The organism is Azospirillum sp. UENF 112521 (assembly GCF_058780665.1).
Map to the genome: position 1 here is coordinate 800491 of NZ_JBSNCI010000003.1, position 22739 is coordinate 823229.

Annotated in this window: 21 protein-coding genes; 14 read left to right on the forward strand and 7 right to left on the reverse strand. The window is 67.2% G+C overall.

Annotated elements, in window-relative coordinates:
- Positions 1-4 precede the first annotated feature (4 nt).
- The 10 genes from ACWPN8_RS19345 to ACWPN8_RS19390 are packed head-to-tail and all read left to right on the forward strand — an operon-like array spanning position 5 to position 9741.
- Positions 5-943 carry a respiratory chain complex I subunit 1 family protein gene (locus ACWPN8_RS19345; RefSeq protein ID WP_492241902.1) on the forward strand — a complete coding sequence of 313 codons (939 nt, stop codon included), beginning with the start codon at positions 5-7 and terminating at the stop codon, positions 941-943.
- Positions 944-962: 19 nt separating this feature from the next.
- Complete coding sequence (locus ACWPN8_RS19350; RefSeq protein ID WP_492241903.1) at positions 963-2426, forward strand: hydrogenase 4 subunit D; 1464 nt, start codon at positions 963-965, stop codon at positions 2424-2426.
- Between the two features lie 14 nt (positions 2427-2440).
- The gene (gene hyfE, locus ACWPN8_RS19355; RefSeq protein ID WP_492241904.1) at positions 2441-3094 is read left to right on the forward strand and encodes a hydrogenase 4 membrane subunit; all 654 of its coding nucleotides are present in this window, start codon (positions 2441-2443) and stop codon (positions 3092-3094) included.
- A gap of 5 nt (positions 3095-3099) precedes the next feature.
- Positions 3100-4740: a hydrogenase 4 subunit F gene (locus ACWPN8_RS19360; RefSeq protein WP_492241905.1), complete on the forward strand. Its 1641-nt coding sequence runs from the start codon at positions 3100-3102 to the stop codon at positions 4738-4740.
- Positions 4737-6452, forward strand: a complete 1716-nt coding sequence (locus tag ACWPN8_RS19365; protein WP_492241906.1) for a hydrogenase large subunit — start codon at positions 4737-4739, stop codon at positions 6450-6452. The genes ACWPN8_RS19360 and ACWPN8_RS19365 overlap by 4 nt, the downstream gene beginning before the upstream one ends.
- 12 nt (positions 6453-6464) lie before the next feature.
- Complete coding sequence (locus tag ACWPN8_RS19370) at positions 6465-7055, forward strand: formate hydrogenlyase complex iron-sulfur subunit (RefSeq protein WP_492241907.1); 591 nt, start codon at positions 6465-6467, stop codon at positions 7053-7055.
- A 35-nt stretch (positions 7056-7090) separates the two neighbouring features.
- Positions 7091-7870, forward strand: coding sequence for an NADH-quinone oxidoreductase subunit B family protein (locus ACWPN8_RS19375; RefSeq protein WP_492242101.1), 780 nt, complete (start codon positions 7091-7093; stop codon positions 7868-7870).
- Entirely contained in the window at positions 7867-8334 is a 468-nt protein-coding gene (locus ACWPN8_RS19380; RefSeq protein WP_109447742.1) for a formate hydrogenlyase maturation HycH family protein, read from the forward strand. Before ACWPN8_RS19375 ends, ACWPN8_RS19380 begins: the two co-directional genes overlap by 4 nt.
- Positions 8331-8789, forward strand: coding sequence for a hydrogenase maturation peptidase HycI (gene hycI, locus ACWPN8_RS19385; RefSeq protein WP_109447740.1), 459 nt, complete (start codon positions 8331-8333; stop codon positions 8787-8789). The genes ACWPN8_RS19380 and hycI overlap by 4 nt, the downstream gene beginning before the upstream one ends.
- Before the next feature lie 43 nt (positions 8790-8832).
- Positions 8833-9741 carry a formate/nitrite transporter family protein gene (locus ACWPN8_RS19390; RefSeq protein ID WP_109447738.1) on the forward strand — a complete coding sequence of 303 codons (909 nt, stop codon included), beginning with the start codon at positions 8833-8835 and terminating at the stop codon, positions 9739-9741.
- A 72-nt stretch (positions 9742-9813) separates the two neighbouring features.
- Here the strand turns inward: ACWPN8_RS19390 and fdhD (ACWPN8_RS19395) are convergent, their stop codons facing one another.
- A complete protein-coding gene (gene fdhD / locus ACWPN8_RS19395) occupies positions 9814-10587 on the reverse strand; it encodes a formate dehydrogenase accessory sulfurtransferase FdhD (RefSeq protein ID WP_247873060.1) in 774 nt (257 codons plus the stop codon).
- Between the two features lie 490 nt (positions 10588-11077).
- Here fdhD (ACWPN8_RS19395) and hypA point away from each other — a divergent pair, with 490 nt between their 5' ends.
- From hypA to ACWPN8_RS19410, 3 genes are read left to right on the forward strand one after another with little or no spacing between them, the layout of a single operon-like run.
- Entirely contained in the window at positions 11078-11419 is a 342-nt protein-coding gene (gene hypA / locus ACWPN8_RS19400; RefSeq protein ID WP_492241908.1) for a hydrogenase maturation nickel metallochaperone HypA, read from the forward strand.
- A 22-nt stretch (positions 11420-11441) separates the two neighbouring features.
- Positions 11442-11723 carry a HypC/HybG/HupF family hydrogenase formation chaperone gene (locus tag ACWPN8_RS19405; protein ID WP_492241909.1) on the forward strand — a complete coding sequence of 94 codons (282 nt, stop codon included), beginning with the start codon at positions 11442-11444 and terminating at the stop codon, positions 11721-11723.
- A gap of 42 nt (positions 11724-11765) precedes the next feature.
- The gene (locus tag ACWPN8_RS19410; RefSeq protein ID WP_492241910.1) at positions 11766-12344 is read left to right on the forward strand and encodes a HupE/UreJ family protein; all 579 of its coding nucleotides are present in this window, start codon (positions 11766-11768) and stop codon (positions 12342-12344) included.
- Positions 12345-12464: 120 nt separating this feature from the next.
- Here ACWPN8_RS19410 and fdhD (ACWPN8_RS19415) read toward each other — a convergent pair whose 3' ends face one another.
- The 4 genes from fdhD (ACWPN8_RS19415) to fdnG are packed head-to-tail and all read right to left on the reverse strand — an operon-like array spanning position 12465 to position 17967.
- Positions 12465-13301, reverse strand: coding sequence for a formate dehydrogenase accessory sulfurtransferase FdhD (gene fdhD, locus ACWPN8_RS19415; RefSeq protein WP_492241911.1), 837 nt, complete (start codon positions 13299-13301; stop codon positions 12465-12467).
- A gap of 16 nt (positions 13302-13317) precedes the next feature.
- On the reverse strand, positions 13318-13992 hold the full coding sequence (locus ACWPN8_RS19420) for a formate dehydrogenase subunit gamma (RefSeq protein WP_492241912.1): 675 nt from the start codon (positions 13990-13992) through the stop codon (positions 13318-13320).
- On the reverse strand, positions 13989-14900 hold the full coding sequence (gene fdxH / locus ACWPN8_RS19425) for a formate dehydrogenase subunit beta (protein WP_492241913.1): 912 nt from the start codon (positions 14898-14900) through the stop codon (positions 13989-13991). Before fdxH ends, ACWPN8_RS19420 begins: the two co-directional genes overlap by 4 nt.
- 4 nt (positions 14901-14904) lie before the next feature.
- Entirely contained in the window at positions 14905-17967 is a 3063-nt protein-coding gene (gene fdnG / locus ACWPN8_RS19430) for a formate dehydrogenase-N subunit alpha (protein ID WP_492241914.1), read from the reverse strand.
- A gap of 253 nt (positions 17968-18220) precedes the next feature.
- Between fdnG and ACWPN8_RS19435 the strand changes: the two genes are divergently transcribed.
- Positions 18221-19135: a formate dehydrogenase accessory protein FdhE gene (locus ACWPN8_RS19435; protein ID WP_492241915.1), complete on the forward strand. Its 915-nt coding sequence runs from the start codon at positions 18221-18223 to the stop codon at positions 19133-19135.
- A gap of 9 nt (positions 19136-19144) precedes the next feature.
- On the opposite strand, the gene ACWPN8_RS19440 is transcribed toward ACWPN8_RS19435, so the two are convergent.
- Both ACWPN8_RS19440 and ACWPN8_RS19445 read right to left on the reverse strand, forming a co-directional pair.
- Entirely contained in the window at positions 19145-21244 is a 2100-nt protein-coding gene (locus ACWPN8_RS19440) for a cache domain-containing protein (RefSeq protein WP_492241916.1), read from the reverse strand.
- Positions 21232-22638 (reverse strand): sigma-54-dependent transcriptional regulator, encoded by a 1407-nt coding sequence (locus ACWPN8_RS19445; protein WP_492241917.1) that lies wholly within the window; start codon positions 22636-22638, stop codon positions 21232-21234. The genes ACWPN8_RS19440 and ACWPN8_RS19445 overlap by 13 nt, the downstream gene beginning before the upstream one ends.
- Positions 22639-22739 lie beyond the last annotated feature (101 nt).

Sequence of the window (22739 nt, forward strand, 5' to 3'; positions counted from 1 at the left end):
CGCCATGCTGACCTTCTCACACCTGATCCTGGGACTGCTCCAGGCGCTCCTCCTGCTCGCCGTGGCCCCGCTGTTTTCCGGCCTGTCGCGCATGGTCCGGGCAAAACTGCACACCCGACACGGGCCGGGCCTGCTGCAGGACTATCGCGACATCGCCAAGCTGCTGACCCGCCAGGATTTGACCCCGCCGAACAGCGGCTTCGCCTTCCGATCGATGCCGGCGGTGATGCTGACAACGGTGCTGGTCATCGCCACGGGCATCCCGATGCTGACCCGCTTCACGCCGGTGGCGCCAATCGGCGACCTGATCACGGTCATCTATCTGTTCGCGCTCGCCCGCTTCTTCTTCTCGCTGTCCGGCATCGACAGCGGCAGCTCCTTCTCCGGCATCGGCGGCAGCCGCGAGCTGACCATGGGCGTGCTGGTGGAACCGGTGATGCTGCTGTCGCTGTTCGTGGCGGCGCTGCTGGCCGGCTCGACCAACCTCGGCGCCATCGGCAGTGCCATCGCCGACGGCCATGTGCGGTCGGCGACCGCGACGGTGATCGCCGCCCTGTCCTTCGCCTACGCCATCTACATCGAACTGGGCAAGCTGCCCTACGACATGGCGGAGGCCGAACAGGAACTTCAGGAAGGCCCGCTGACCGAATATTCCGGCCCCTCGCTGGCACTGATCAAATGGGCGATGGCGCTGAAGCAGACGGTCGTCGTCGCCTGGTTCGTCGGCGTCTTCCTGCCCTTCGGCAGCGCGCCCGAAATGACGGTCTTCGGGCTGCTGTTCGGGCTGGTCGCCTTCGCCATCAAGCTGGTCCTGATCTTCGCCGCCGTCGGCGTGGTCGAGAACAGCGTCGCGCGCGTCCGCTTCCGCCTGACCCCCCAGCACAGTTGGGTCGGGGTCGGCGCCGCCTCGCTCGCCTTCGTCTTCTATCTGGTCGGCCTGTGAGCCGGCGAGGGGCAGCATCATGATAACACTTCCCACGGAACCGCTCGGACTGTTGGCGCTGGCCGCCATCCTCGTCCCCTTCGGCGGTGCGGCGGCCATCGCGGCATCGGAACGGGCATCGGCCAAATGGCTGTGCCAGGGCTTCGCCGCGGCCACCGTCGCGGTGATCGCCATCCTCGCGATGTCGCTGCTCGGCGACGGCAAGGTCGGCGGCACCTTCGAGCTGATCTCCTTCGGATCGGTCTCGATCCTCGGGCTGGTGGTGGACAGCGTCAGCGTGCTGATCGCGCTGGCGGTGATCTCCATCGGCCTCCTGGTGGCGATCTATTCCGCCGCCTATCTGAATGCCGGCAACCGCGAGCATCCCGACATCGGCCGGCGGCGCTTCTACGCCTTCCTGCTGGTGTTCATCGGCGCCATGACCGGGTTGGTGTTCAGCTCCACAGTGGTCGGCCAGCTCGCCTTCTTCGAGCTGACCGGCGCCTGCTCCTGGGCATTGATCGGCTATTACGAATTGCCCAAGGCGTTGCGCTCGGCGGCGAAGGCGCTGCTGGTCACCCATGTCGCCTCGCTCGGCCTCTATGTCGCGGCGGCGTTGCTGTTCCTGTCGACCGGCACCTTCTCGCTGACCGCCATCACCGACCTGTCGCCGGGAATGAAGGCGGTCGTGCTGCTGGCGATCCTGGTCGCCGCCTGGGGCAAGTCGGCCCAGCTGCCCTTCCACATGTGGCTGCCCGACGCCATGGAGGCCCCGACCCCGGTCAGCGCCTACCTGCACGCGGCCTCGATGGTGAAGGTCGGCGTCTACATCTTCGCCCGCGGGCTGATGTCGGCCGGCGGCGCGCCGGAGATCGTCGGCTGGGTCGGCTCGATCATGGCGGTGCTGACGCTGGTCTACGGCTTCTTCATGTATCTGCCGCAGGTCGACCTGAAGCGCCTGCTGGCCTATTCGACCATCACGCAGCTGGCCTACATCCTGCTGGCGCTGTCTCTGTCGGTCTTCGGCTCCGACCTCGCCTTCAAGGGCGCCATCGCCCACATCTTCAACCACGCCTTCGCCAAGACGCTGTTCTTCCTGGTCGCTGGCGCGCTGAGCTACACCGCCGGCACCCGGCTGCTGCCGTCGCTGCGCGGCATCGTCACCAAATCGCCGCTGCTGGGCGTCGCCTTCGTCTGCGCCGCGCTCGCGATCACCGGCGTGCCGCCCTTCAACGGCTTCTTCAGCAAGTTCGCCATCTTCGCCGGCGGGTTCGAGGTCGGGGCCCATCACTGGGCGCTGATGCTGCTGGTCGTTATAGCACTGGCGGAATCGGTCGGCTCCTTTGCCTGGTTCCTGAAATGGCTGGGCCATTCGGTGCCCGGCAAGCCGTCCACCACCATGGCCGCGGCGGCGCCGCTACCGGCCGGCATGAAGTTCGTGCTGGTGGCCCTGGTGGCGATGACGGTGGTCTCAAGCTCCATCGCCGCCTCGTGGCTCGGTTGAGGGAGGGAACGGTCATGAACGGATTTCTCATCGTCAACGGCCTGTCGGGCCTGCTGATCGTCAGCTCCCTTCTGGTCACGCTCGCCAGCAATCCGGCCAACTCCGCCCGCTTCTACGCACTGCAGAGCTTCATCCTGGTGATGCTGTTCGTGGCGCTGGCGGGGGCCACCGGATCAGGCGAGCTGTATCTCTGGTCCTTCACCGCGCTGCTGACCAAGGTGATCCTGGTCCCGGCCATCATGTATCGCGCCTTCCGCCGGCTGAGCGATCCCGCCATCGGCACCGGTGCGGTGATGCCGACGGCGCTGTCCATCGTCGGCGCTGCGGTCGCCCTCATCCTCTGCTTCGTCGTGGCGTCCAAGGTGACGCTGCCGGCGGCCGACGCCATCAAGCCGGCGCTGGCGGTGTCGCTCGCCCTGTTCTTCATCGGCCTCGCCTGCATCGTGGCGCAGCGGAACATCCTGAAACAGGTGTTCGGCTATTGCCTGATGGAGAACGGGTCGCACCTGACCCTGGCCCTGCTGGCCCCCAACGCGCCGGAGCTGGTGGAGATCGGCATCGCCACCGACGCCATCTTCGCGGTGGTGGTGATGGCGGCGCTGGGATCGCGGATCTTCGACACGCTGCACACGCTCGACGCGCGCCAGCTCACGAGCCTGAAGGGATGACCGCCATGGTACCCTCGATCCTTCCCCCACTTCTGCTGATCGGTCCGCTGGCGGTGGCGCTGTTCCTGCTGACCCTGCCCTGGTTCCGGGACTCTCTGCCAGAAGCCTTCGCGACCGACAAGGGCAGCGTGACGCTGCTGGAGCGCATCCATCTGGGCTCCATCGGCTATGTCTTCCTGCTGAGCATCGCGGCGCTGATCCAGGTGCTGTCGAGCGGCGCCATCTCCGCCTTCGGCGACTGGCTGTTCGTCGACGCGCTCGGCGCCGTCTTCATGATGCTGATCGGCGTGGTCGGGCTGATGACCGGCCTCTATTCGATCGCCTACATCCGCCACGATCTGGAGTCCGGCGCCATCGGCGCCGGCAAGGTCCGCATCTACTACGGCTTCTTCAGCCTGTTCCTGTTCACCATGCTGCTGGCGGTCACCGCCAACAACATCATCATGATGTGGGCGGCCATCGAGGCGACGACGCTTGGATCCGCCTTCCTGGTTGGGCTCTACGGGCAGAAATCCTCGCTGGAGGCCGCCTGGAAATACGTCATCATCTGCACGGTCGGCGTCGCCTTCGGCCTCTACGGCACGGTGCTGGTCTTCTCCAACGCCGCCGACGTGCTGGCCGACCCGCACCAGGCGGTGCTGTGGACGGCCCTGGTCGGCCATGCCGCCGAGCTGGACCCGATGCTGGTCAAGCTGGCCTTCGTTTTCGCCCTGATCGGCTTCGGCACCAAGGCCGGCATCTTCCCGATGCATGCCTGGCTGCCCGACGCCCACTCCGAGGCGCCGAGTCCGGTGTCCGGCCTGCTGTCGGGCGTGCTGCTGAAATGCGCGCTGCTGATCGTCATCCGTTTCTACGTCATCACCGTCGGCACGGTCGGCACCGGCTTCCCGCAGATGCTGCTGCTGACGCTGGGCCTGCTGTCGGTCGGTGTGTCGTCGCTGCTGTTCTTCGTGCAGCAGGATCTGAAGCGCAAGCTGGCCTATTCCAGCATCGAGAATGTCGGACTGATCGTGGTGGCGCTCGGCGTCGGCGGGCCGCTCGGCATCGCCGCCGCCCTGCTGCACGCGATCAACCACAGCGTCACCAAGGCCCTGTTCTTCTGCAGCGCCGGCAACGTCCTGATGAAATACGGCACCCGCGACCTGCGGGCGGTGAAGGGCGTGCTGCGGGTGGCGCCCGCCACCGGCCTGTTGATGATGGGCTGCGCCCTGGCACTGGCCGGCTTCCCGCCCTTCAACATCTTCGTCAGCGAATTCATGGTCTTCATGGCCGGGCTGAACGAAGGCTATGGCTGGATCATGGCGCTGTGCGCGCTGTTCCTGTGCATCACCATCGCCGGTCTGGTGAAGATCGTCGCCGACAGCGTGCTGGGCAAGAGCCCGGAGACGATGGCCAAGGGTGATGTCGGCTGGAAGGCGCTCGCCCCGTTGGGCGTGCTGGCGGTGCTGGTGCTGACGCTGGGCTTCGCCGTGCCGCAGCCGCTGTCCACTCTGGTGCAGCAGGCGACCGCAGTGGTGATGAACGGCGACAGCCGCCCGGTGGTGGCCGCCCCCTGGCAAAAATACGACGGGCAGACATACGACACGGCCCGCGCCGGCGGACAGCTGGTGACCGGCAGCCTCTCGCAGACGGAGATCTCAAAATGAACATCCTCACTCCGGAACGGGTCGGGAGCGGCTATATCGCCTCCCTGCGCGAGAGCCTGCCCCATGCGATCCTCGATGAATCCTGGCAGACCGAGTCCCAGGTCACCATCACGGTCAAGCCCGTCTCGCTGCCCGACGTCGTCGCCAGCCTCTATTACGACCACAATGGCTGGCTGTCGGTGGTCGTCGGCAACGACGAACGGCCGCTGAACGGCGGCTACGCCGTCTACTATGTCCTGTCCATGGAGGGCGGCGACAAGTGCCATGTGGTGGTGCGCTGCGAGGTGCCGGCCGACACGCTGGAATACCCGTCCGTCACCCCGCGGGTGCCCGCCTGCGTCTGGGGCGAGCGCGAGGTGCGCGACATGTTCGGCCTGCGCCCGGTCGGGCTGCCGGACGAACGCCGCCTCGTCCTGCCCGACGACTGGCCGGACGAGCTGTATCCGCTGCGCAAGGATTCGATGGACTACCGGCTGCGCCCGGCGCCGACCAGCGACGACGAGACCTACCAGTTCATCAACGAGGCCAAGCAGGAGACCCGCGTCGTCCCGCTGGGGCCGCTGCACATCACGTCGGACGAGCCCGGCCATTTCCGCCTGTTCGTCGACGGCGAGGACATCATCGACGCCGATTACCGCATGTTCTACGTCCACCGCGGCATGGAGAAGGTGGCCGAGACGCGGATGGGCTACAATGACGTCACCTTCCTGGCCGACCGCGTCTGCGGCATCTGCGGCTACGCCCACAGCGTCGCCTATGCCAGTTCGGTGGAGAATGCGCTGGGCATCAAGGTGCCGCCGCGGGCCCAGGCCATCCGCTCCATCCTGCTGGAGACGGAGCGGATGCACAGCCATCTGCTCAACCTCGGCCTCGTCTGCCATTTCATCGGCTTCGACACCGGCTTCATGCAGTTCTTCCGCGTGCGCGAGAAGGCGATGACGCTGGCCGAACTGCTGACCGGCGCGCGCAAGACCTACGCTCTGAACCTGATCGGCGGCGTGCGCCGCGACATCCTGGGCGACCAGCAGGCAAAGACCCGCGAACTGGTCGCCGAGCTGCGCGACGACGTGACCCGGCTGGTCGACGTGTTGCTGTCCACCGCCAACGTCAGCGGCCGCGTCAAGGGCGTCGGCCGGCTCGACCCGCAGATCGCCCGCGACTACAGCCCGGTCGGGCCGGTGGTGCGCGGCAGCGGCCACCGCCGCGACACCCGCGCCGACCATGCCTTCGCCGGCTACAAGCTGCTCGACATGCCGGTCCATGTCGAACAGGGCTGCGACGTGCTGTCCCGCACGCTGGTGCGGGTGGCCGAGTTCTTCGACAGCCTGTGGATCATTGAACAGCTGCTGGACAAGGCGCCCTCCGGCCCGGTGCTGAATGAGGATTTCACCTATGTCCCGCACAAGTTCGCGCTGGGCTTCACCGAGGCGCCGCGCGGCGAGGACATCCACTGGTCGATGACCGGCGACAACCAGAAGCTCTACCGCTGGCGCTGCCGCGCCTCGACCTACAACAACTGGCCGGTGCTGCGCTACATGCTGCGCGGCAATACGGTGTCGGACGCCCCGCTGATCGTGGGCAGCATCGACCCCTGCTATTCCTGCACCGACCGCGTGACCGTGGTGGACGTGCGCAAGAAGCGCTCCAAGACCATCGCCTACAAGGAGATGGAGCGCTACTGCCGCGAACGCACGGATTCACCGCTGAAGTGACGGGGGGCGGATATGCTCAAGCTACTCAAGGAAATCTTCCGCACGGGCGAGGCGACGGTCAAATACCCCTTCGCCCCGATGCCGGTCTGCAAGGACTTCCGCGGCAAGCCGGAACACAAGGCGGAGGACTGCATCGCCTGCGCGGCCTGCACCGTCGCCTGTCCGGCCAATGCCATCCAGATGGAGACCGACACCGCCGCCGGCAGCCGCACCTGGTCGATCAATTACGGGCGCTGCGTCTTCTGCGGCCGCTGCGAGGAATCCTGCCCGACCAGCGCCATCCGCCTGTCCGACGATTTCGAACTGGCGGTCGGCAGCAAGGCCGACCTGACGCGCAAGGCCGTCTTCACGCTGGCCGACTGCGCCTGCTGCGGCAAGCCCTTCGCCCCGGCCAAGGAGGTCGATTACGTCGCCCGCCTGCTGAGCCAGTCGGCCCGCAGTGCGGAGGAGGCGGACCGGCTGCGCCTGACCGCCGCGACCTGCCCGGCCTGCAAGCGCGCCCAGGATGTCCACCACATCGCCGGCATGGGAATCGCCCGCCAGATGGAAGCCGGCCTCTCGAAAACCGGAAAGCCGGCCAAGGAACTGGAGACCACGCCATGAACGTCCCCGTAGACCCCAAGACCCTGGTGGCGGAGATGTCGCCGGTCTCCACCAGCGAGCAGATCGCCACGATGAAGAAGGCGCTGCTGAAGAACATCCAGCGCTCGGCTTACGTCTATCGCGTCGATTGCGGCGGCTGCAATGGCTGCGAGATCGAGATCTTCTCGTCCATCACCCCGGTGTTCGACGCCGAGCGTTTCGGCATCAAGGTGGTGGCCTCGCCCCGCCATGCCGACATCCTGCTGTTCACCGGCGCCGTCACCCGCTCCATGCGGATGCCGGCGCTGCGCGCCTACGAGGCGGCGCCCGATCCGAAGATCGTGGTGTCCTACGGCGCCTGCGGCTGCACCGGCGGCATCTTCCATGATCTCTACTGCGTCTGGGGCGGCACCGACAACATCGTGCCGGTGGATGTCTACATCCCCGGCTGTCCGCCGACGCCGGCCGCCACCATCCACGGCTTTGCCGTGGCGCTCGGTCTGCTGGAGCAGAAGCTGAAGACCGAGACCCATGTCGAGGCCGCCGGCGAGACCGCCGCCCTGCCCCATCCCGACATCCCCTATGCCTTGCGGGTCCGGCTGGAACGCGAGGCACGGCGGATGGCCGGCTACCGCCAGGGCCGCGACATCGCCGAGGAGTTCATGGCCCTGCTGGAGGGGCACGCGCACACGCCGGGATCCTTCAGCCTGTCCGAGCGGATGCTGGAGGCCATCGGCGAGGAACGCGATCCGCGCCGCGCCGAGATCATCGCCCGGCTGGCCGACGTGGTGCAGCGGGCCATTCGGGGAGAAGCGCCCCGGGGAGAAGCGCCATGAACACGCCCGCACAAGCCGATCCCGGCTCCATTCCCGGCCTGCGCGCCGGCCGGGGCGTGGCGCCGGAGGTCGTCTTCTACCAACTGAACGCCAAGGTGCTGGAACGCAAGGAGGACATCCCGGAGGCTGCCCGGCAGGTGGTCTATTATTCGCTGGCCATCGGGCATCACATCGGCGTGTTCGACTGCTTCAAGCCGGCCTTCCGCTGCACCACCGCGGTGTTCGACCGCGTTCTCGACGCGCTGAAGGACAATGAGGAGGCGCACCGCAAGCTGTCGGGCCTGCTGCGCTTTGGCGAGATCACGGTGGACAGCACCCACGTCCGGCTGCTGATGGCGGCCGTCGAAGCGGTGCTGCCCACCGCCCCGCCCGACGTGGCGGCCTGGCTCGACCGGCTGCGCACCGCGCTGGACGCCATCCGGCGTGAGCCCGCGATCTATCTGATGGGGAGACGGCTGTCATGACCGATGTCGTATTCACGGTTGGGAATGTCCTGCGCGGCGACGACGGCGCCGGCCCGCTGCTGGCGCAGTTGCTCGACGAGCAGCCGGCCCCCGGCTGGACCGTGGTGGACGGCGAGGATGTCCCGGAGAACCACACCCACCACATCCGCAAGCTGGCGCCGCAGCGGGTGCTGATCGTCGATGCCGCCGACATGGAACTGCCGCCCGGCGAAGTCCGCCTGATCGGGCAGGACAGCGTCGCTGAGCAGTTCATGGTCACCACCCACGCCATCCCGCTGAACTTCCTGATCGACAGCCTGCGGGAAACCGTGCCGGAAATCCTGTTCCTCGGCATCCAGCCGCAGGACACTAGCTTCTTCGCGCCTGTCACACCCACCATCCGCAATTCCGTGGAGGCCGTACACGACCGGCTGGTCCGCGGCGAGGGATTCGAGGGCTACGAGACGGTGGGCTGATCCGGACCTCAAGGCAACTCAAGACAAGTGGAGGAATTTCGCCATGGCGGATCCTGCATCGAAAGACACGCCGGTCCTCGGCATGGACGCCTATTCGCCCGCCGAGATCCAGGACAAGGTCGAAAAGCTGGGGGTGAAGAAGGCGACGATGCCTTTCCTGCCCAGCTTCATGCTGGCGGTCGTCGCCGGCGGCGGCATCGGGTTGGGCGGCATGTTCTTCGTCATCGTGCTGGCCGATCCGGCGCTGAGCTTCGCCGTCCAGCGGATATTGGGCGGGCTGGTCTTCTCGCTCGGCCTCGCCATCGTCATGGTCGGCGGGGCGGAGCTGTTCACCGGCAACTGCCTGATCGTGATGGCGCGGGCCAACGGCCAGATCAGCACGGCGCAGGTGTTGCGCAACTGGGCGACCATCTGGATCGGCAACGCGGTCGGGGCGATGGGCCTCGTCTTCCTGATCTATCTGTCGCACCACACCGAGATGAACAACGGTGCGGTCGGCGCCGCCGTTCTGAAGCTCGCCATCGGCAAGATCGCGCCCGACGCTGTGACGATCTTCTTCAAGGGCATCCTGTGCAACCTGCTGGTCTGCCTCGCCGTCTGGCTCGCCTATGCCGGCCGGACGGTGACGGACAAGATCGTGGCGCTGACCCTGCCGGTCGCCGCCTTCGTCGCCGCCGGGTTCGAACACTGCATCGCCAACCTCTATTTCCTGCCGCTGGCCTATCTGCTGAAGGTGACGGGCCATGTGCCGGCCGGGCTGGACATGTCGGCGATCACGGCGGGCGGCATCCTGCACAACCTGCTGTTCGCTACGCTGGGCAACATCGTCGGCGGATCGGTGTTCGTCGGCGGCATTTATTGGCTGATCTACCGCAAGGGCCTCGGTGGCCTGACCCCGCTGCCGTCGCAAAAGCCGCTGCCGTCGATGGGGCAGCCGGCGGCGACACGCTGAAAAGACCGCGCATGCAAATGAAAAGCCCGCGGGCCGGCGATGAACCGGCCCGCGGGCTTTTCCGCCCCCCGATCAGACAGGCATCGCGACCCGTGACGGGACGGCGTAGACGGTGAGGCGGCCTTGCCGCACGAAGGCGACGACGCCCACCCCAACCGTTTCGGCGAAGCCCACGCACAGCGAGGTCGGGGCGGAGATGGCGGCGATCAGCGGAATGCCGGCGGCGGCGGTCTTGTGAACCATCTCGAAGGAGCAGCGGCTCGACACCACGATGAAGCCGCCGGTCGTGTCGATCCGGGCGCGGGCGAGCGCGCCGATCAGCTTGTCGAGCGCGTTGTGCCGGCCGACATCCTCGCGCACCGCCACCAGCTCGCCATCGGGGCGGGCAAAGCCGGCGGCATGGACGGCCCCAGTCTCCCGGTTCAGGCTCTGCCCCGACGGCAATGCCGCCATGGCACGGATGATCGCGTCCGGTTCGATGCGGGCGGCGGAGCGGACCGGATCAAGCGGTCTCAGGGTTTCGGCGAAACTGTCGGTGCCGCAACGGCCGCAGCCGGACCCACCCATCAGGTTGCGCTTGCGTTTGAGCAGGGCAGCCAGCCGCTCCACCGGCAACTGCATGCGGATGCGGACACCGTCCGTCAGCTCATCGATGGCGGTGACGGCCAATTCGCCGGCGCTGCCGACGATCCCCTCGCTGAGGGAAAAGCCGGTGGCGAAATCCTCCAGGTCGGTGGGCGTCGCCAGCATGACGGCGAAGAGATCGTCGGCATAGACCAGCCCGACCGGCACCTCGTCGACGATCTTCTCTTCCCGTCGGTCGAAGCCGGACTCCGTGCGGATCATCGCCTGCACATGCCGGACTCCGCGATGGGAAAGCGGGTGAGCCAGGGAAAGTGCGGCGGGCTGCGGGGCGCTACAGGCGGTTGCATGTTCCATGATATGGCCCGAACCCTGGCTGTGGCGAGTTTGTGGGAGATGGGGTGTGGGCACCGGCTGGACGGTCCGTTACGGTCTACCATTGGCGCGGCCGGTCCTGGAGCATCGAATCCGGCGGCGAGGTCAGCCAAGCACCCGCTGCCCGATTCTGCGCCAAGCCGCCGCAGAACGACATGCGGCATTCCGGCTCACCGTCAATATTCGCTGATCATCTTTGAATAAATATTGATTATCGCACCATAGAAATTTGTTATTGATCAGTCTTGATTTAAGAAAACTCGTGTTTTCCCTATTTATAATTTGCAGCGGTCAAGTGTCGGTGATATGCCTTGCAGGTCTCTTGAACCGATGCTTTTTTGCCGCTCGGGACTTCCGGCTCCCATCGTGGAGAAGGACGATGCATGAACTCTCATTGTGCGAACGCCTGATCGACTTGCTGCGGGAGGAATCGCAGCGCCACGCCTTCCAGCGGGTCACGCGGATCCGGTTGGCGGTGGGGCGGTTCGCCTGCGTCGATCCGGAGGCCCTTCGCTTCGCCTTCGATGTGGTCAGGCGCGATACGTTGGCCGAGGGAGCGACGGTGGACATTCAACAGCCGCCCGGTTTGGTCTGGTGTGAAGACTGCTCCAGCGAGAGAGAGGTTCCGACGCGTCTCTCCCCCTGCCCGATCTGCGGCGGCCTGCGCCTGTCCCCCCGCGGCGGCGACGACCTGACGCTGGTCGAATTGGAAGTGGCATGACGGCACGAGAAGGAGCCCGACCATGTGCCTGGGAGTACCGGCCAGAATCATCGCCATCGCGGATGCCGGACGGATGCTCGCCGTCGCCGACATCCTGGGCGAAAAGCGGGAAGTCAATCTCTCCTGCATCGCCGAACCGGGCGACGACATGACAGGTCAGATCGGCCAATGGGTCCTGGTCCATCTCGGCTTCGCGCTTTCCCGCGTCGACGAAGCCGACGCGCGGGTCACCCTCGACCTGCTTCGCCAGGTCGACGAGGCAGAGGCCGGGAGAGGGCACCTGAAGGCCTCCCTGCTCGCCTGACACGGGCGACGTGGCCGGCCGAACCCCTTAGGAGATCGTTCGATGAACAGGTTGCTTTCCGCCGGCCTCGCCGGCGTTCTGGCGGCGACGCTGGCTCTGCCGGCCGCTGCCCACACCGGCCATGCCGGCGAAGCGATGTTCCTTCAGGGGGTGCTCCACCCGCTGACCGGCATCGATCATCTGCTGACCATGGTGGCGGTCGGTATCTGGGCGGCGCAGAACGGTGGCCGAGCCATCTGGATGCTGCCGGCTGCCTTCATCGCCATGCTGTCCGGTGGTGCCGCGCTCGGGATGGCCGGGATCGAACTGCCGGCGGTGGAGGCCGGGATCGCCGCTTCCGTGGCGGTGCTCGGGCTGCTGGTGCTGCTGAACAGGCGGGTGCCGGTCGCCGCCGCCGCGATCCTGGTCGGCGCCTTCGCCGTCCTGCATGGCCATGCCCACGGCACCGAGATGCCGCAGACCGCAGAGCCGCTCCTCTACGGACTGGGCTTCGTTCTGTCCACCGCGACGCTGCACGGCACCGGCATCGCCCTTGGGCTGGCTCGCCATATCCCGCGCAGGCTGCTCACATCGCGGACGCTGCGGCAGCAGGAGTCGCCGACGTCGTCGGGTCGCTGCTGACGGCATCGGCCGCGTCCCGGCTTTTTCTGACCAAACCGAACATGCGAACGCCCCGGTTCCATCGAACCGGGGCGTTCGGTTTTGCCGATTGCAAGAACGGGCAATCGAGATCCCTGGCCTTCAAACGATGAAATGGCCGGGATGGCTGTAGACCACGATGCGCTCGTCACGCGCGAAGCCTGCCAACGTCAAACCGCACCCCTCCGCCAGCCGCACCGCAAGCGCGGTCGGAGCGGAGATGGCGACGAGGCAGCCGATGCCGGCAACCGCCGCCTTCTGGACCATTTCGAAGCTGGCCCGGCTGGAGGTCAGGATGAAGCCGTCGGTGGCATCGATTCCCGTGCGGGCCATCCAGCCGATCAGCTTGTCGAGCGCATTGTGCCGGCCGACGTCCTCACGGATCGCCGTGATGGTACCCACCCGATCAACCCAGGCGACGCCATGGACCGCGCCAGTCAGGCGGTGCAGACGCTGGTGCTCGGCAAAGTCGGCAAGCGCACGGCTCACCGCGACGACCGGCACGGGTTTGCCGCGAACCACCCTGTCCTTGACCCTTGCCACCGCCTCCAGCTTCTCCACCCCGCACAGGCCGCAGCCGGTGCGCGCGGTCATGCTGCGGCGGCGGTCCTTCAGGGCCATGAAGCGTTCCAGCGGGATGTCCATGTGAACCTCCAGCCCATCGCAGCCTTCCCTGACGGCGATGTCGAACAGCTCGTCCGGACCGGCCAGAATGCCCTCCGACAGGCTGAAGCCCAGCCCCAGATCGTCCAGATTCTCCGGAGAGGCCAGCATCACCGCATGGGAAATGCGGTTATAGACCAGCGCGACCGGAACCTCCTCGATCACAAGGTCGTCGCAGGCCTCGGCCCGCCCCCGCTCCAGCCGCAGGACGGCGGTGCGGTGGACGGTTGGAAAGGCGGCTCCGTCCGAAGGATCGGTCAGCATGTCGAGCGGCATGTCAGTCTCCTCGGGCTCAGACCTTCCTGCCGGTGGTCTCGCGATACCAGCGCGGATGGTGCTTCTTGGCCCAGCCATGGGTAACAACGCCTTCGACTATCGCGCGGATCGTGCCCTGAACCCAAAGCGCTGCATAGACATGCACGATGATCGAGGAGATCAGCACCACGGCACTCGTCGCATGGACCAGCAGGGCGATGCGGATGACCGGGATCGGGAAGGAGGCGGCGAAATAAGGCCGCCACGCGATCACGCCCGAACCCAGCAATGCTGCCATGCACAGGACCATCACCCAGAACATCGCCTTCTGGCCGCCATTGTAGCGGCCGATGTCGCCGACCTCGTTGCCCTTCATGACCTCCCTCACCGCGACCATCCACCGGATGTCCTCGCGGTTCAGCAGGTTGTGGTGCCAGTAGCGGAAGAACTGCCGGGCGAAGGCGACGAACATGACCACCCCGACGAAGGGATGGACGATGCGCGCCAGTTCCGGCGTGCCGAACACGCCGGTCAGCCAGAAGAAGGCCGGGTAGAAGAAGGCAAGACCGGAGATCGCCAGCAGCACGAAGCAGACCGCGACGACCCAGTGATTGATCCGCTCGGCGGCGCTGTAGCGCTGGATCAGCTTTTCCTTCACCGAATTTTGCGCCGCCGGATTTTGCGCGGCCAGATTTTCAGCCTTTTCCGTCATGACCGGTCCTCCTCGCGGGTGTCTACCTTCGCGTCGTCGTTGGCGTCCTGGTGGGCGTCGTCATCGGCCCGGTTGGGACCGACCGTGATATAGTGGAAGAAGCCGAACAGGCCGGCGGCGGCGATGCCGACCGTCGCCAGCGGTTTCAGGGCACCCTTCCACAGGCCGACCGCCGTGCTGATCGACGGATCGTTGGGCAGGCCGGAATACTGTTCCGGCTTGTCGGCATGGTGCAGCACATACATCGTGTGCGTGCCGCCGACGCCCGGCGGGTCATAGAGGCCGGCATGTTGGAAACCGCGGCTCTGGAGATCGGCGATGCGGGTGGCCGCGACCTCCTTCATGTCCTCCTTCGAGCCGAACTGGATGGCGCCGGTCGGACAGGTCTTGACGCAGGCCGGCTCCAGCCCGACCGCGACGCGGTCGGAGCACATGTTGCACTTGTACGCCTTGCCGTCCTTCGGGCTGAGGCGCGGCACGTTGAACGGGCAGCCGGACACGCAATAGCCGCAGCCGATGCAGTGATCCTGGTTGTAGTCGACGATGCCGTTCTTGTGCTGGACGATGGCGCCCGGCGACGGGCAGGCCTTGAGGCAGCCGGGTTCGGCGCAATGCATGCAGCCGTCCTTGCGTATCAGCCATTCCAGCTTGCCGTTCTCCTCCACCTCGGCGAAGCGCATGACGGTCCAGGCCTGCGACGACAGGTCGGTCGGGTTGTCGTAGACGCCGACGCAGGTGCCGACATCGGCGCGCAGTTCGTTCCATTCGGAACAGGCGACCTGACAGGCCTTGCAGCCGATGCAGACCGACACGTCGATGAGCTGGGCGATCTCGGCCGGGTTCCGGGCCTCGGCCGCCGCCGTCGGGCTGGCCGAGCGGCGCTGGATGTCCAGGGATGACGAGGTCATGGCGTTACGCTCCCACGATCTTCTCGACGTTCACGAGGAACGCCTTGTATTCCGGCGTCTGGGTGTTGCAGTCGCCGACGGCAGGCGGCAGGGTGTTGGACAGGTAGCCCTTGCGCGCCACCGTCTCCCATCCCCAGTGCAGCGGGATGCCGACCTGATGGATCGTCTTGCCGCTGACCGTCAGCGCCTTGACGCGCTTGGTCACCACCGCCTTCGCCTTGATGAAGCCGCGCCGGGAGCTGACCTTCACGGTGTCGCCGGTGCGGATGCCCTTCTCGGCGGCCAGCGTCTCGCCGATCTCGACGAACTGTTCGGGCTGGGCGATGGCGTTCAGCGCCACGCTCTTGGTCCAGAACTGGAAATGCTCGGTCAGGCGGTAGGTGGTGCCGACATAGGGGAACTGGTCATGGGTGCCGAGCCGCGCCTTGTCGGCGGGGAAGATGCGCACCGCCGGGCTGGTGACCACCTTCGGATGGAGCGGGTTGGTGCCGAGCGGGCTTTCCATCGGCTCGTAATGCTCGGGGAACGGGCCGTCCACCAGCTTGTCGGTGGCGAACAGGCGGCCGACGCCCTCCGGATTCATGATGAAGGGGTTCATGCCGCTGGAGGGTGCCGCGTCGATCTTGAAGTCCGGCACGTCGGCACCAGCCCAGCGCTCGCCGGTCCAGGCGATCAGCGTGCGCTTCGGGTCCCAGGGCTTGCCCGACGGGTCGCAGGAGGCGCGGTTGTAGATGATGCGGCGGTTGGCCGGCCAAGCCCATGCCCAGCCCGGCGTGTTGCCGAGACCGGAATCGGAGTTGTCGCGCCGCGCCATCTGGTTGCCCGCCTGGGTCCAGCAGCCGGCGAAGATCCAGCAGGCCGACATCGTCGAGCCGTCATCCTGCATAAGCGCGAAGCCTGGAAGTTGCTCGCCCTTGCGGGCCAGGACCTTCGTCGGATCCTTCGGGTCGGGGATGTCGGCCAGCGCCCGGCCGTTCAGTTCCTTTGCCAACTCCTCCGGCGTCGGTTCCAGCGGGTTCCGGTAGGGCCAGGAGAGATTGAGGATCGGTTCCGGCGCCTTGCCGCCATCCCGGCGGTAGAGGTCGCGCAGCGCGACGAACAGTTCGGCGATGATCTCCTGGTCGGTCTTGGCCTCGCCCGGCGGGTTGGCGCCCTTGTAGTGCCATTGCAGCCAGCGCGCCGAATTGACGATGGCGCCGTCCTCCTCGGCGAAGCAGGTCGACGGCAGGCGGAACACCTCGGTCTTGATGGCCGCGGTGTCGACGTCGTTGATCTCGCCGTGATTGCGCCAGAAGGACGCCGTCTCCGTGGCGATCGGGTCTATCACCACCATGTATTTCAGCTTCGAGAAGCAGGCGGCGGTCTTGCGCGCGTCGGGGAAGGAGGTTAGCGGGTTGAAGCCCTGGACGATCAGCCCGTTGACCTTGCCGTTGTGCATCAGGTCCATGACCTGCAGCACGTCGTACATCTTGTCCCACTTGGGGATCCAGTCGTAGCCCCAGTCATTGTCCCGGGTGGCGTTGTCGCCCCAGAACCATTTCATCAGGCTGACGAAGAATTTCGGCGTGTTGCTCCAGAAATTGAGCTGGCCGGGCTGCTGCGCCTTGGGCGTCGTCCTGGCGAGGTAGTCGGCGAGCGTCGGGTGTGCCTTCTCGTTCGGCAGCGTCAGATAACCGGGCAGGCTGGTGGACAGCAGGCCGAGGTCGGACAGGCCCTGGATGTTGGAGTGGCCGCGCAGCGCGTTCACGCCGCCGCCGGGCATGCCGATGTTGCCCAGCAGCAGCTGGATCATCGCCATGGTGCGGATGTTCTGGGCGCCGACCGTGTGCTGGGTCCAGCCGAGCGCATAGAGGATCGTGCCGACCTTGTTCCGCGCCGAGGTTTCGCCCAGATAGCGGCAGACCGTCAGGAAGCCGTCCTTCGGGCTGCCGGTCAAGTCGGCTACGACCTCGGGCGTGTAGCGCGCGTAATGGGCCTTCATCAGGTTCCACACGCAGCGCGGATGCTGGAGCGTCGGGTCGGTGCGGGCGTTGCCCGCCTCGTCGAACTCGTAGTTCCAGCTCTTGCGGTCGTACTGGCCCTTGGCCGGATCGAAGCCGGAGAACAGGCCGTCCTCGAAGCCGAAGCCCTCGTCGACGATGTAGGAGGCGTTGGTGAACGCCTTCACGTATTCCCACTGGATTTTGTCGTTGGCGATCAGCCAGTTGATGACGCCGCCCAGGAACACGATGTCGGAGCCAGCGCGGATCGGGACATACTCGTCGGCCACGGCGGCGGAGCGGTTGAAGCGCGGATCGACCACGACGATCCGGGCGCCCCTCTTCTTCGCCTCGATGGCCCATTTGAAGCCGACGGGGTGCGCCTCGGCCGGGTTGCCGCCCATCACCAGGATGAAGTCGGCGTTGGAGATGTCGACCCAGGTGTTGGTCATCGCCCCGCGCCCGAAGGTGGAGGCCAGTGCCGACACGGTCGGGCCATGGCAGACGCGGGCCTGCGCGTCGGTGCCAACGATGCCGAGCGAGCGCATGAACTTCTGCGTCAGGATGCCGGTCTCGTTCGACGAGGCTGAGGCCGTGAGCATCGCCGTCGACACCCAGCGGTTCACTGTCACGCCATGGTCGTTCCTGACGACGATGTTGGCGTCGCGGTCGTCTTTCATGTGGCGGGCGATGCGCCCGATCGCCTCATGCCAGGAGATGCGCTTCCACTCGCTGCTGCCGGCCTCGCGCACCTCCGGGTATTTGAGGCGGTTCGGGCTGTGGATGAAGTCCAGCAGGCCGGCGCCCTTCGGACAGAGCGAGCCGCGGCTGACCGGATGGTCGGGATCGCCCTCGATATGGACGATCTCCGCCTTCGCGTTCTTGGCGCCGTCACCCAGGCTGTACATCAGCAGGCCGCAGCCGACCGAACAGTAGGGACAGGTGTTGCGGATCTCCTTGGCGCGGGTCAGCTTGAACTGCCGCACCTCGGCCAGCGCGGTGGACGGCAGGAACCCCAGCGCGGCCACGCTGGAGGCCGCAATTCCCCCCGCCGTTCCCTTCATGAATTGCCGACGACTGAGCTGCATGGTTCCTCCCGGATTGGCGCTGTTCTGGGCGCGCCCAAGGCAGGTTCCGTGCCAGTCCGGAAAAGCCCTCAATCCCTGTGGTTTTCCGTCATGGCTTCAGCAGGTTTATGGACATTCTGTCCGGATCGGAGGGACAGAATGTCCACATAAGAGGTGGGCCGATTGGTGCTTTCCGTTGTGGAAAGGCGGCTCAACCGACTTGTACGGAAATTGCAGCGGACGGCAGGCGCAACCTTTTGAGAAACGGCCCCCCATGTCCCAGCACCGCCACGCCGCTGCTACCGAAGGATCCACTCCCGTCAGCGGAGCGATGGCCGAAGCCATGGCCGCCGCCGGACTGGAGCCCGGCCGGTCGCCGTCCCCCGTGCGCCTGCCGAATGCCGCCCTACTGTTTCAACGCCGGGCCGGGCGTCTTCGCAGCCTCGCCCCCGGTCACCGTCTGTCCTCCTGGCTGGCCTTCATGGCGCAGTTGAGCGACGCCCAGCATGAGCTGGCCGTGATCCCAAGCGCGGCCTCGCCGGAGACAGGATGGCTTCCCGACCTCGAACAGCTGCGCAGCCTGCTGCGCGGCACGCTTCCGGCGACGGCGGAGAACGCGCTGGAGGATCTGCCGTGGGGCGACGGGGAGGCGTTGAACGCCTCGGCCGCGCGGCTGCTGACCGGCGGGGCGAACCGGGAGGACATCGGCGGCGCACCCTTCATCGTCGCCGCCCTTCAGGTCGCCTGGACCCGCCACGCCGGCGGATTGGAGGCCAATGCGATCTCCGCCTCGGCGGTGGCCGGCCATTGCCCGGTTTGCGGAAGCGCACCGGTTGCCGGCGTGATCCACACCGGGAGCGAGATCGGCGGGCTGCGCTATCTCCATTGCGGCCTCTGCCATACGGCATGGCACCATGTCCGCAGCGCCTGCGTCGCCTGCGGCGAAGGCAACCGGATCGACCTGCGGCTCATCGAGGCGGGGGAGGAGTCCGGCAGCGGGTCCAACGATCCGGCGCGGGCCGAAACCTGCGAGTCCTGCAACGGCTATCTGAAGCTGTTCCTGATGGAGAAGGCACCCGGCCTCGACCCGGTGGCGGACGACCTCGCCTCCTTCGCCCTCGACATCCTGGTCGGCGACGAGGGATTCCAGCGGATCGGCGGCAACCCCTTCCTTGCCCAGGGGGAATGAGCGACCGGTTCACTCGTCGCCGAACAGGACCGATGGGGATGCCGGTTCGCCGGGCCGGCCGGGGAAGCGGGCCTTCCGGCGCAGGGCCACGGTGAAGGTGGTGCGGAGGCCGGGCTGGCTTTCCACGGCGATGTGGCCGCCCTGGCGCTGGACGATGGCGAAGCTGATCGACAGGCCCAGTCCCGTCCCCTCGGACTTCTTTGTGGTGAAGAAGGGATCGAAGACGCGCCCGAGGCAGTCGGGCGCGATGCCGTGCCCGGTGTCATGGACCGACAGGACGACGCCCGCTTCGCCCTCCTCCGGGAAACGCGTGTCGGCGGTCTCGATGGTCAGCGTGCCGCCGTCCGGCATCGCCTGGACGGCGTTGACCATCAGGTTGACCAGCACCTGCTGCAACTCGCCCCGGCTGATCTCGACCGGGACCGTCGCCGTCAGGCTGGTTTCCACCGCGATGCGGCGGCGCCCCATGGTGTGGCGGGTCAGCAGCAGGCAGTCGAGGACCACCGCATTGACGTCGACCGGTTCCGCCTGTCCGGCATAGTCGCCCGGCCGGGCGAACTGGAGCAGCTTGGCGATGATGGTCTGGATGCGCCTGGTCTGCTCGTCGATCAGGCGGATCTCGTCCTTCACCGGTGCGGCGGCATCGCCCAGCACCTCGCCCAGCAGGTCGAGGTTGCCCTGGATCACTGCGACGGGGTTGTTGATCTCGTGGGCGACCCCGGCGGTCAACTGGCCGATGGCGGCCAGCTTCTCGCTCAGCACCAGCTGGCGGCTGGCCTGCCGGAGCGTGGCATTGGCGCTTTCCAGCTCGGCAGTGCGCTCGGCGACCTTGCGGTCGAGATCTTCGGCTGACCGCTGCAACTCCAGCCGGCGGGCCGCCAGCGAGTCCAGAAGCTGGTCGAAGGCCCGCGACAGCCGCCCGAGTTCGTCCCGGCTGCGGTTCGGCCCGGCGCGCGCCGTCTCGTCGCCTGCCTCGATGGTGGCGATGACCCGGTTCATCCGTTCGAGCGGCCGGAAAATCGCCTGGGCAAAGCGCAGGTCGGCCAGGGTTCCGAGCGCGGAAACCGCCAGGAACGCCAGCACCAGCCCGGTCATGGCACGGTACAGCGCGTCCTGCAACGGCGCTTCCAGGAAGCCGACATAAAGCATGCCGATGCGCCGACCCCCGGTGTCGAGCAGCGGCTCGTAGCCTGAGACATAGGTGTCGTCGACCACGAAGGCGGAGCCCAGCCACACCCTGCCCTCGCCCATCACCCGGCGGTAGACCGCCGCCGACGCCCGCGTGCCGAGCGCACGCTCCCCCTCGAACAGGCGTACATTGGTGGCGATGCGGGTGTCGTCGAGGAACAGGGTGGCGGTGCCCTGGCTGCCCAGCGGCAGCGACGCCTCCTGATAGACGACGGTGTTGATGCGGTCGACGATGGCTTGGCTGCCGTTGAGCAGCATGCCGCCCTCCAGCACGCCGAGCAGCCCGCCGTCGAGCCCGAAAATCGGCACGGCGGCGTGGATGGTCAGCGCACGGTCCTCCACGCTGCGGGCGGTCGAGGCGGCGTTGCGGGTGGGCACCAGCGGAATGAGGGTGCGGGCCGCCAGGGACGGGTCGATGGCGGCCAGATGCTCCGGCTCCAGCACGTCGAGCCCATGGGTGCCGTCGCCCCGCAAGGCCGAGCGCACCACGGTCCAGCCGGCCCGGTCGGCGCCTTCCGAGCCGGCGCCGGCCCGCACCCGGCCCTGCGGATCGAGCAGCAGCAGGAAGTCCAGCCCTTGCCGGTGCGCGGTCTCGTCCAGCAGCGCCTCCAGCCTGCCGCCGTCCTGACCGTCGAGCGCAAGCGCCAAGCGGTGGGAGGCGGCGAGCGCCGCCAGCCCGTCGCCGACCGTGCCCTGCATGCGGTCGAACACCTGCCGGGCGGTGCCGAGATCGGCGCTGACCTTGTTGATCAGCAGCTGGTTGTAGCCCTGGGTGCCCCAGTACCAGACGATCAGCAGCAGGGCCGGCATGCCCAGCAGCAGCGGCGCCAGGACCAGCGCCAGCAGCTTGTGGCGGACCGATCCGGTGAGGGGAGTGAGACGCTCGTCCAGCGCGGCGCGCAGGCTGCTCAGACGCCCCATTCGGTCCACTTCCGGTCGAGCGTCTTGCGCGACACCCCCAACAGGGCGGCGGCGCGCGCCCGGTTCCCGCCGCAATCGGCCAGCACGGCGAGGATGTGGCGCTTTTCGACCTCGGCCAGCGTCTGCCCGCCGGCCGCATCGGCGCCGGCCCCCTCCTGGGCGACACAGACCGACAGTCCCAGGTCTTCCAGCGGAAACTCGCCGAACAGCAGGGCGCGTTCCATGAGGTTGCGCAGTTCTCGCACATTGCCCGGCCAGCCATGCGCGATCAGCGCCGCTTCGAGCGGCGGGTCGATGTCCAGCGGTGGAACCCCCAGGCGCAGCGACAGCACCCCCATGAAGCGGCGCGCCAGCTCGACCACATCGTCGCCGCGCTCCCGCAGCGGCGGGACGCGCAGGGTCATCACGGCAAGCCGATAGAACAGGTCCGCCCGGAACCGGCCAGCGGCAACCTCCGCCTTCAGATCGCGGTTGGTCGCGGCCACCACGCGGACATCCACCGGAAGCTCCTGTTCGCCGCCGACCGGACGGATGCGGCGCTCCTCCAGTACGCGCAGCAGCTTCGATTGCAGCGCCAGCGGCAGCTCCCCGATCTCGTCCAGGAACAGCGTGCCGCCATGGGCGTAGTAGAACAGCCCTTTGCGCGCCTCCTTGGCCCCGGTGAAGGCGCCGCGCAGATGGCCGAACAGCTCCGCCTCCACCAGATCGGCCGACACGGCGGCGCAGTTCAGCGCCACGAAGGGCCGCTCTGCCCGGTGCGAGCGGGTGTGCAGGGCACGCGCCACCAGCTCCTTGCCGACGCCGGACTCCCCTTCGATCAGCACGGTGGACGGCGAAGGGGCCACCCGTTCGATGAGCGCCCGCAGGCGCAGGATGGGGGCCGAGCGGCCGACAATCTCGTCGGTGGTGCCGCGCCGCTTGGCCAGTTGACGCCGCAGGACGAAGTTCTCGCGCTGGAGCCGGGTGCGCTCCATGCAGCGGGCGATGGCGCTGACGATCTGTTCGACCCGGAACGGCTTCAGGATCAGATCGGCCGCCCCGGCCCGCAGCGCCTCGATGGCGGTGTCGATGTCGGCGAAGGCAGTGATCAGGATCACGTCGCCGCCGAAACCGGCCGCCTGCAATTCCTTCAGCCAGTCAAGGCCCGACTGCCCCGGCAGGGCGATGTCGAGGATGATCAGGTCGATACAGTGCCGCTCCAGATGAAGCGCCGCGTCCTCGGCGCTGCCCGTCGTGGTGACGCGCCAGCCGCGCCGCTCCAGGCTGCGCGACAGGAAATTGCGGATGCCTTCCTCATCGTCGACGATCAGCACGGACGGCGCGGTCGCCGGCTCCTCCGCCACGACCGCGGGCGGGAGGGCTGCGTCGTCGGACAGCGGTGTGTCGGTTGGCATTCTGGGCTTCAGCGAGGAGTCGGGCAGGGATATGGCCGCGCGATCATAACGGATGCCCACACTGTTTCCAGTGACACGCGGCAATCTGCCGCTGCCGCCTC

What these genes read in the sequence shown, in the direction of transcription:
- ACWPN8_RS19405 (WP_492241909.1), top strand. Translation starts at nt 11,442, where the DNA reads ATGTGCCTGGGAGTACCGGCCAGAATCATCGCCATCGCGGATGCCGGA.
- hypA (WP_492241908.1), top strand. Translation starts at nt 11,078, where the DNA reads ATGCATGAACTCTCATTGTGCGAACGCCTGATCGACTTGCTGCGGGAG.
- ACWPN8_RS19435 (WP_492241915.1), top strand. Translation starts at nt 18,221, where the DNA reads ATGTCCCAGCACCGCCACGCCGCTGCTACCGAAGGATCCACTCCCGTC.
- ACWPN8_RS19375 (WP_492242101.1), top strand. Translation starts at nt 7,091, where the DNA reads ATGTCGCCGGTCTCCACCAGCGAGCAGATCGCCACGATGAAGAAGGCG.
- ACWPN8_RS19345 (WP_492241902.1), top strand. Translation starts at nt 5, where the DNA reads ATGCTGACCTTCTCACACCTGATCCTGGGACTGCTCCAGGCGCTCCTC.
- ACWPN8_RS19370 (WP_492241907.1), top strand. Translation starts at nt 6,465, where the DNA reads ATGCTCAAGCTACTCAAGGAAATCTTCCGCACGGGCGAGGCGACGGTC.
- ACWPN8_RS19420 (WP_492241912.1), bottom strand. Translation starts at nt 13,992, where the DNA reads ATGACGGAAAAGGCTGAAAATCTGGCCGCGCAAAATCCGGCGGCGCAA.
- ACWPN8_RS19380 (WP_109447742.1), top strand. Translation starts at nt 7,867, where the DNA reads ATGAACACGCCCGCACAAGCCGATCCCGGCTCCATTCCCGGCCTGCGC.
- hycI (WP_109447740.1), top strand. Translation starts at nt 8,331, where the DNA reads ATGACCGATGTCGTATTCACGGTTGGGAATGTCCTGCGCGGCGACGAC.
- ACWPN8_RS19445 (WP_492241917.1), bottom strand. Translation starts at nt 22,638, where the DNA reads ATGCCAACCGACACACCGCTGTCCGACGACGCAGCCCTCCCGCCCGCG.
- fdxH (WP_492241913.1), bottom strand. Translation starts at nt 14,900, where the DNA reads ATGACCTCGTCATCCCTGGACATCCAGCGCCGCTCGGCCAGCCCGACG.
- ACWPN8_RS19440 (WP_492241916.1), bottom strand. Translation starts at nt 21,244, where the DNA reads ATGGGGCGTCTGAGCAGCCTGCGCGCCGCGCTGGACGAGCGTCTCACT.
- fdhD (WP_247873060.1), bottom strand. Translation starts at nt 10,587, where the DNA reads ATGATCCGCACGGAGTCCGGCTTCGACCGACGGGAAGAGAAGATCGTC.
- ACWPN8_RS19365 (WP_492241906.1), top strand. Translation starts at nt 4,737, where the DNA reads ATGAACATCCTCACTCCGGAACGGGTCGGGAGCGGCTATATCGCCTCC.
- hyfE (WP_492241904.1), top strand. Translation starts at nt 2,441, where the DNA reads ATGAACGGATTTCTCATCGTCAACGGCCTGTCGGGCCTGCTGATCGTC.
- fdhD (WP_492241911.1), bottom strand. Translation starts at nt 13,301, where the DNA reads ATGCCGCTCGACATGCTGACCGATCCTTCGGACGGAGCCGCCTTTCCA.
- fdnG (WP_492241914.1), bottom strand. Translation starts at nt 17,967, where the DNA reads ATGCAGCTCAGTCGTCGGCAATTCATGAAGGGAACGGCGGGGGGAATT.
- ACWPN8_RS19410 (WP_492241910.1), top strand. Translation starts at nt 11,766, where the DNA reads ATGAACAGGTTGCTTTCCGCCGGCCTCGCCGGCGTTCTGGCGGCGACG.
- ACWPN8_RS19360 (WP_492241905.1), top strand. Translation starts at nt 3,100, where the DNA reads ATGGTACCCTCGATCCTTCCCCCACTTCTGCTGATCGGTCCGCTGGCG.
- ACWPN8_RS19390 (WP_109447738.1), top strand. Translation starts at nt 8,833, where the DNA reads ATGGCGGATCCTGCATCGAAAGACACGCCGGTCCTCGGCATGGACGCC.
- ACWPN8_RS19350 (WP_492241903.1), top strand. Translation starts at nt 963, where the DNA reads ATGATAACACTTCCCACGGAACCGCTCGGACTGTTGGCGCTGGCCGCC.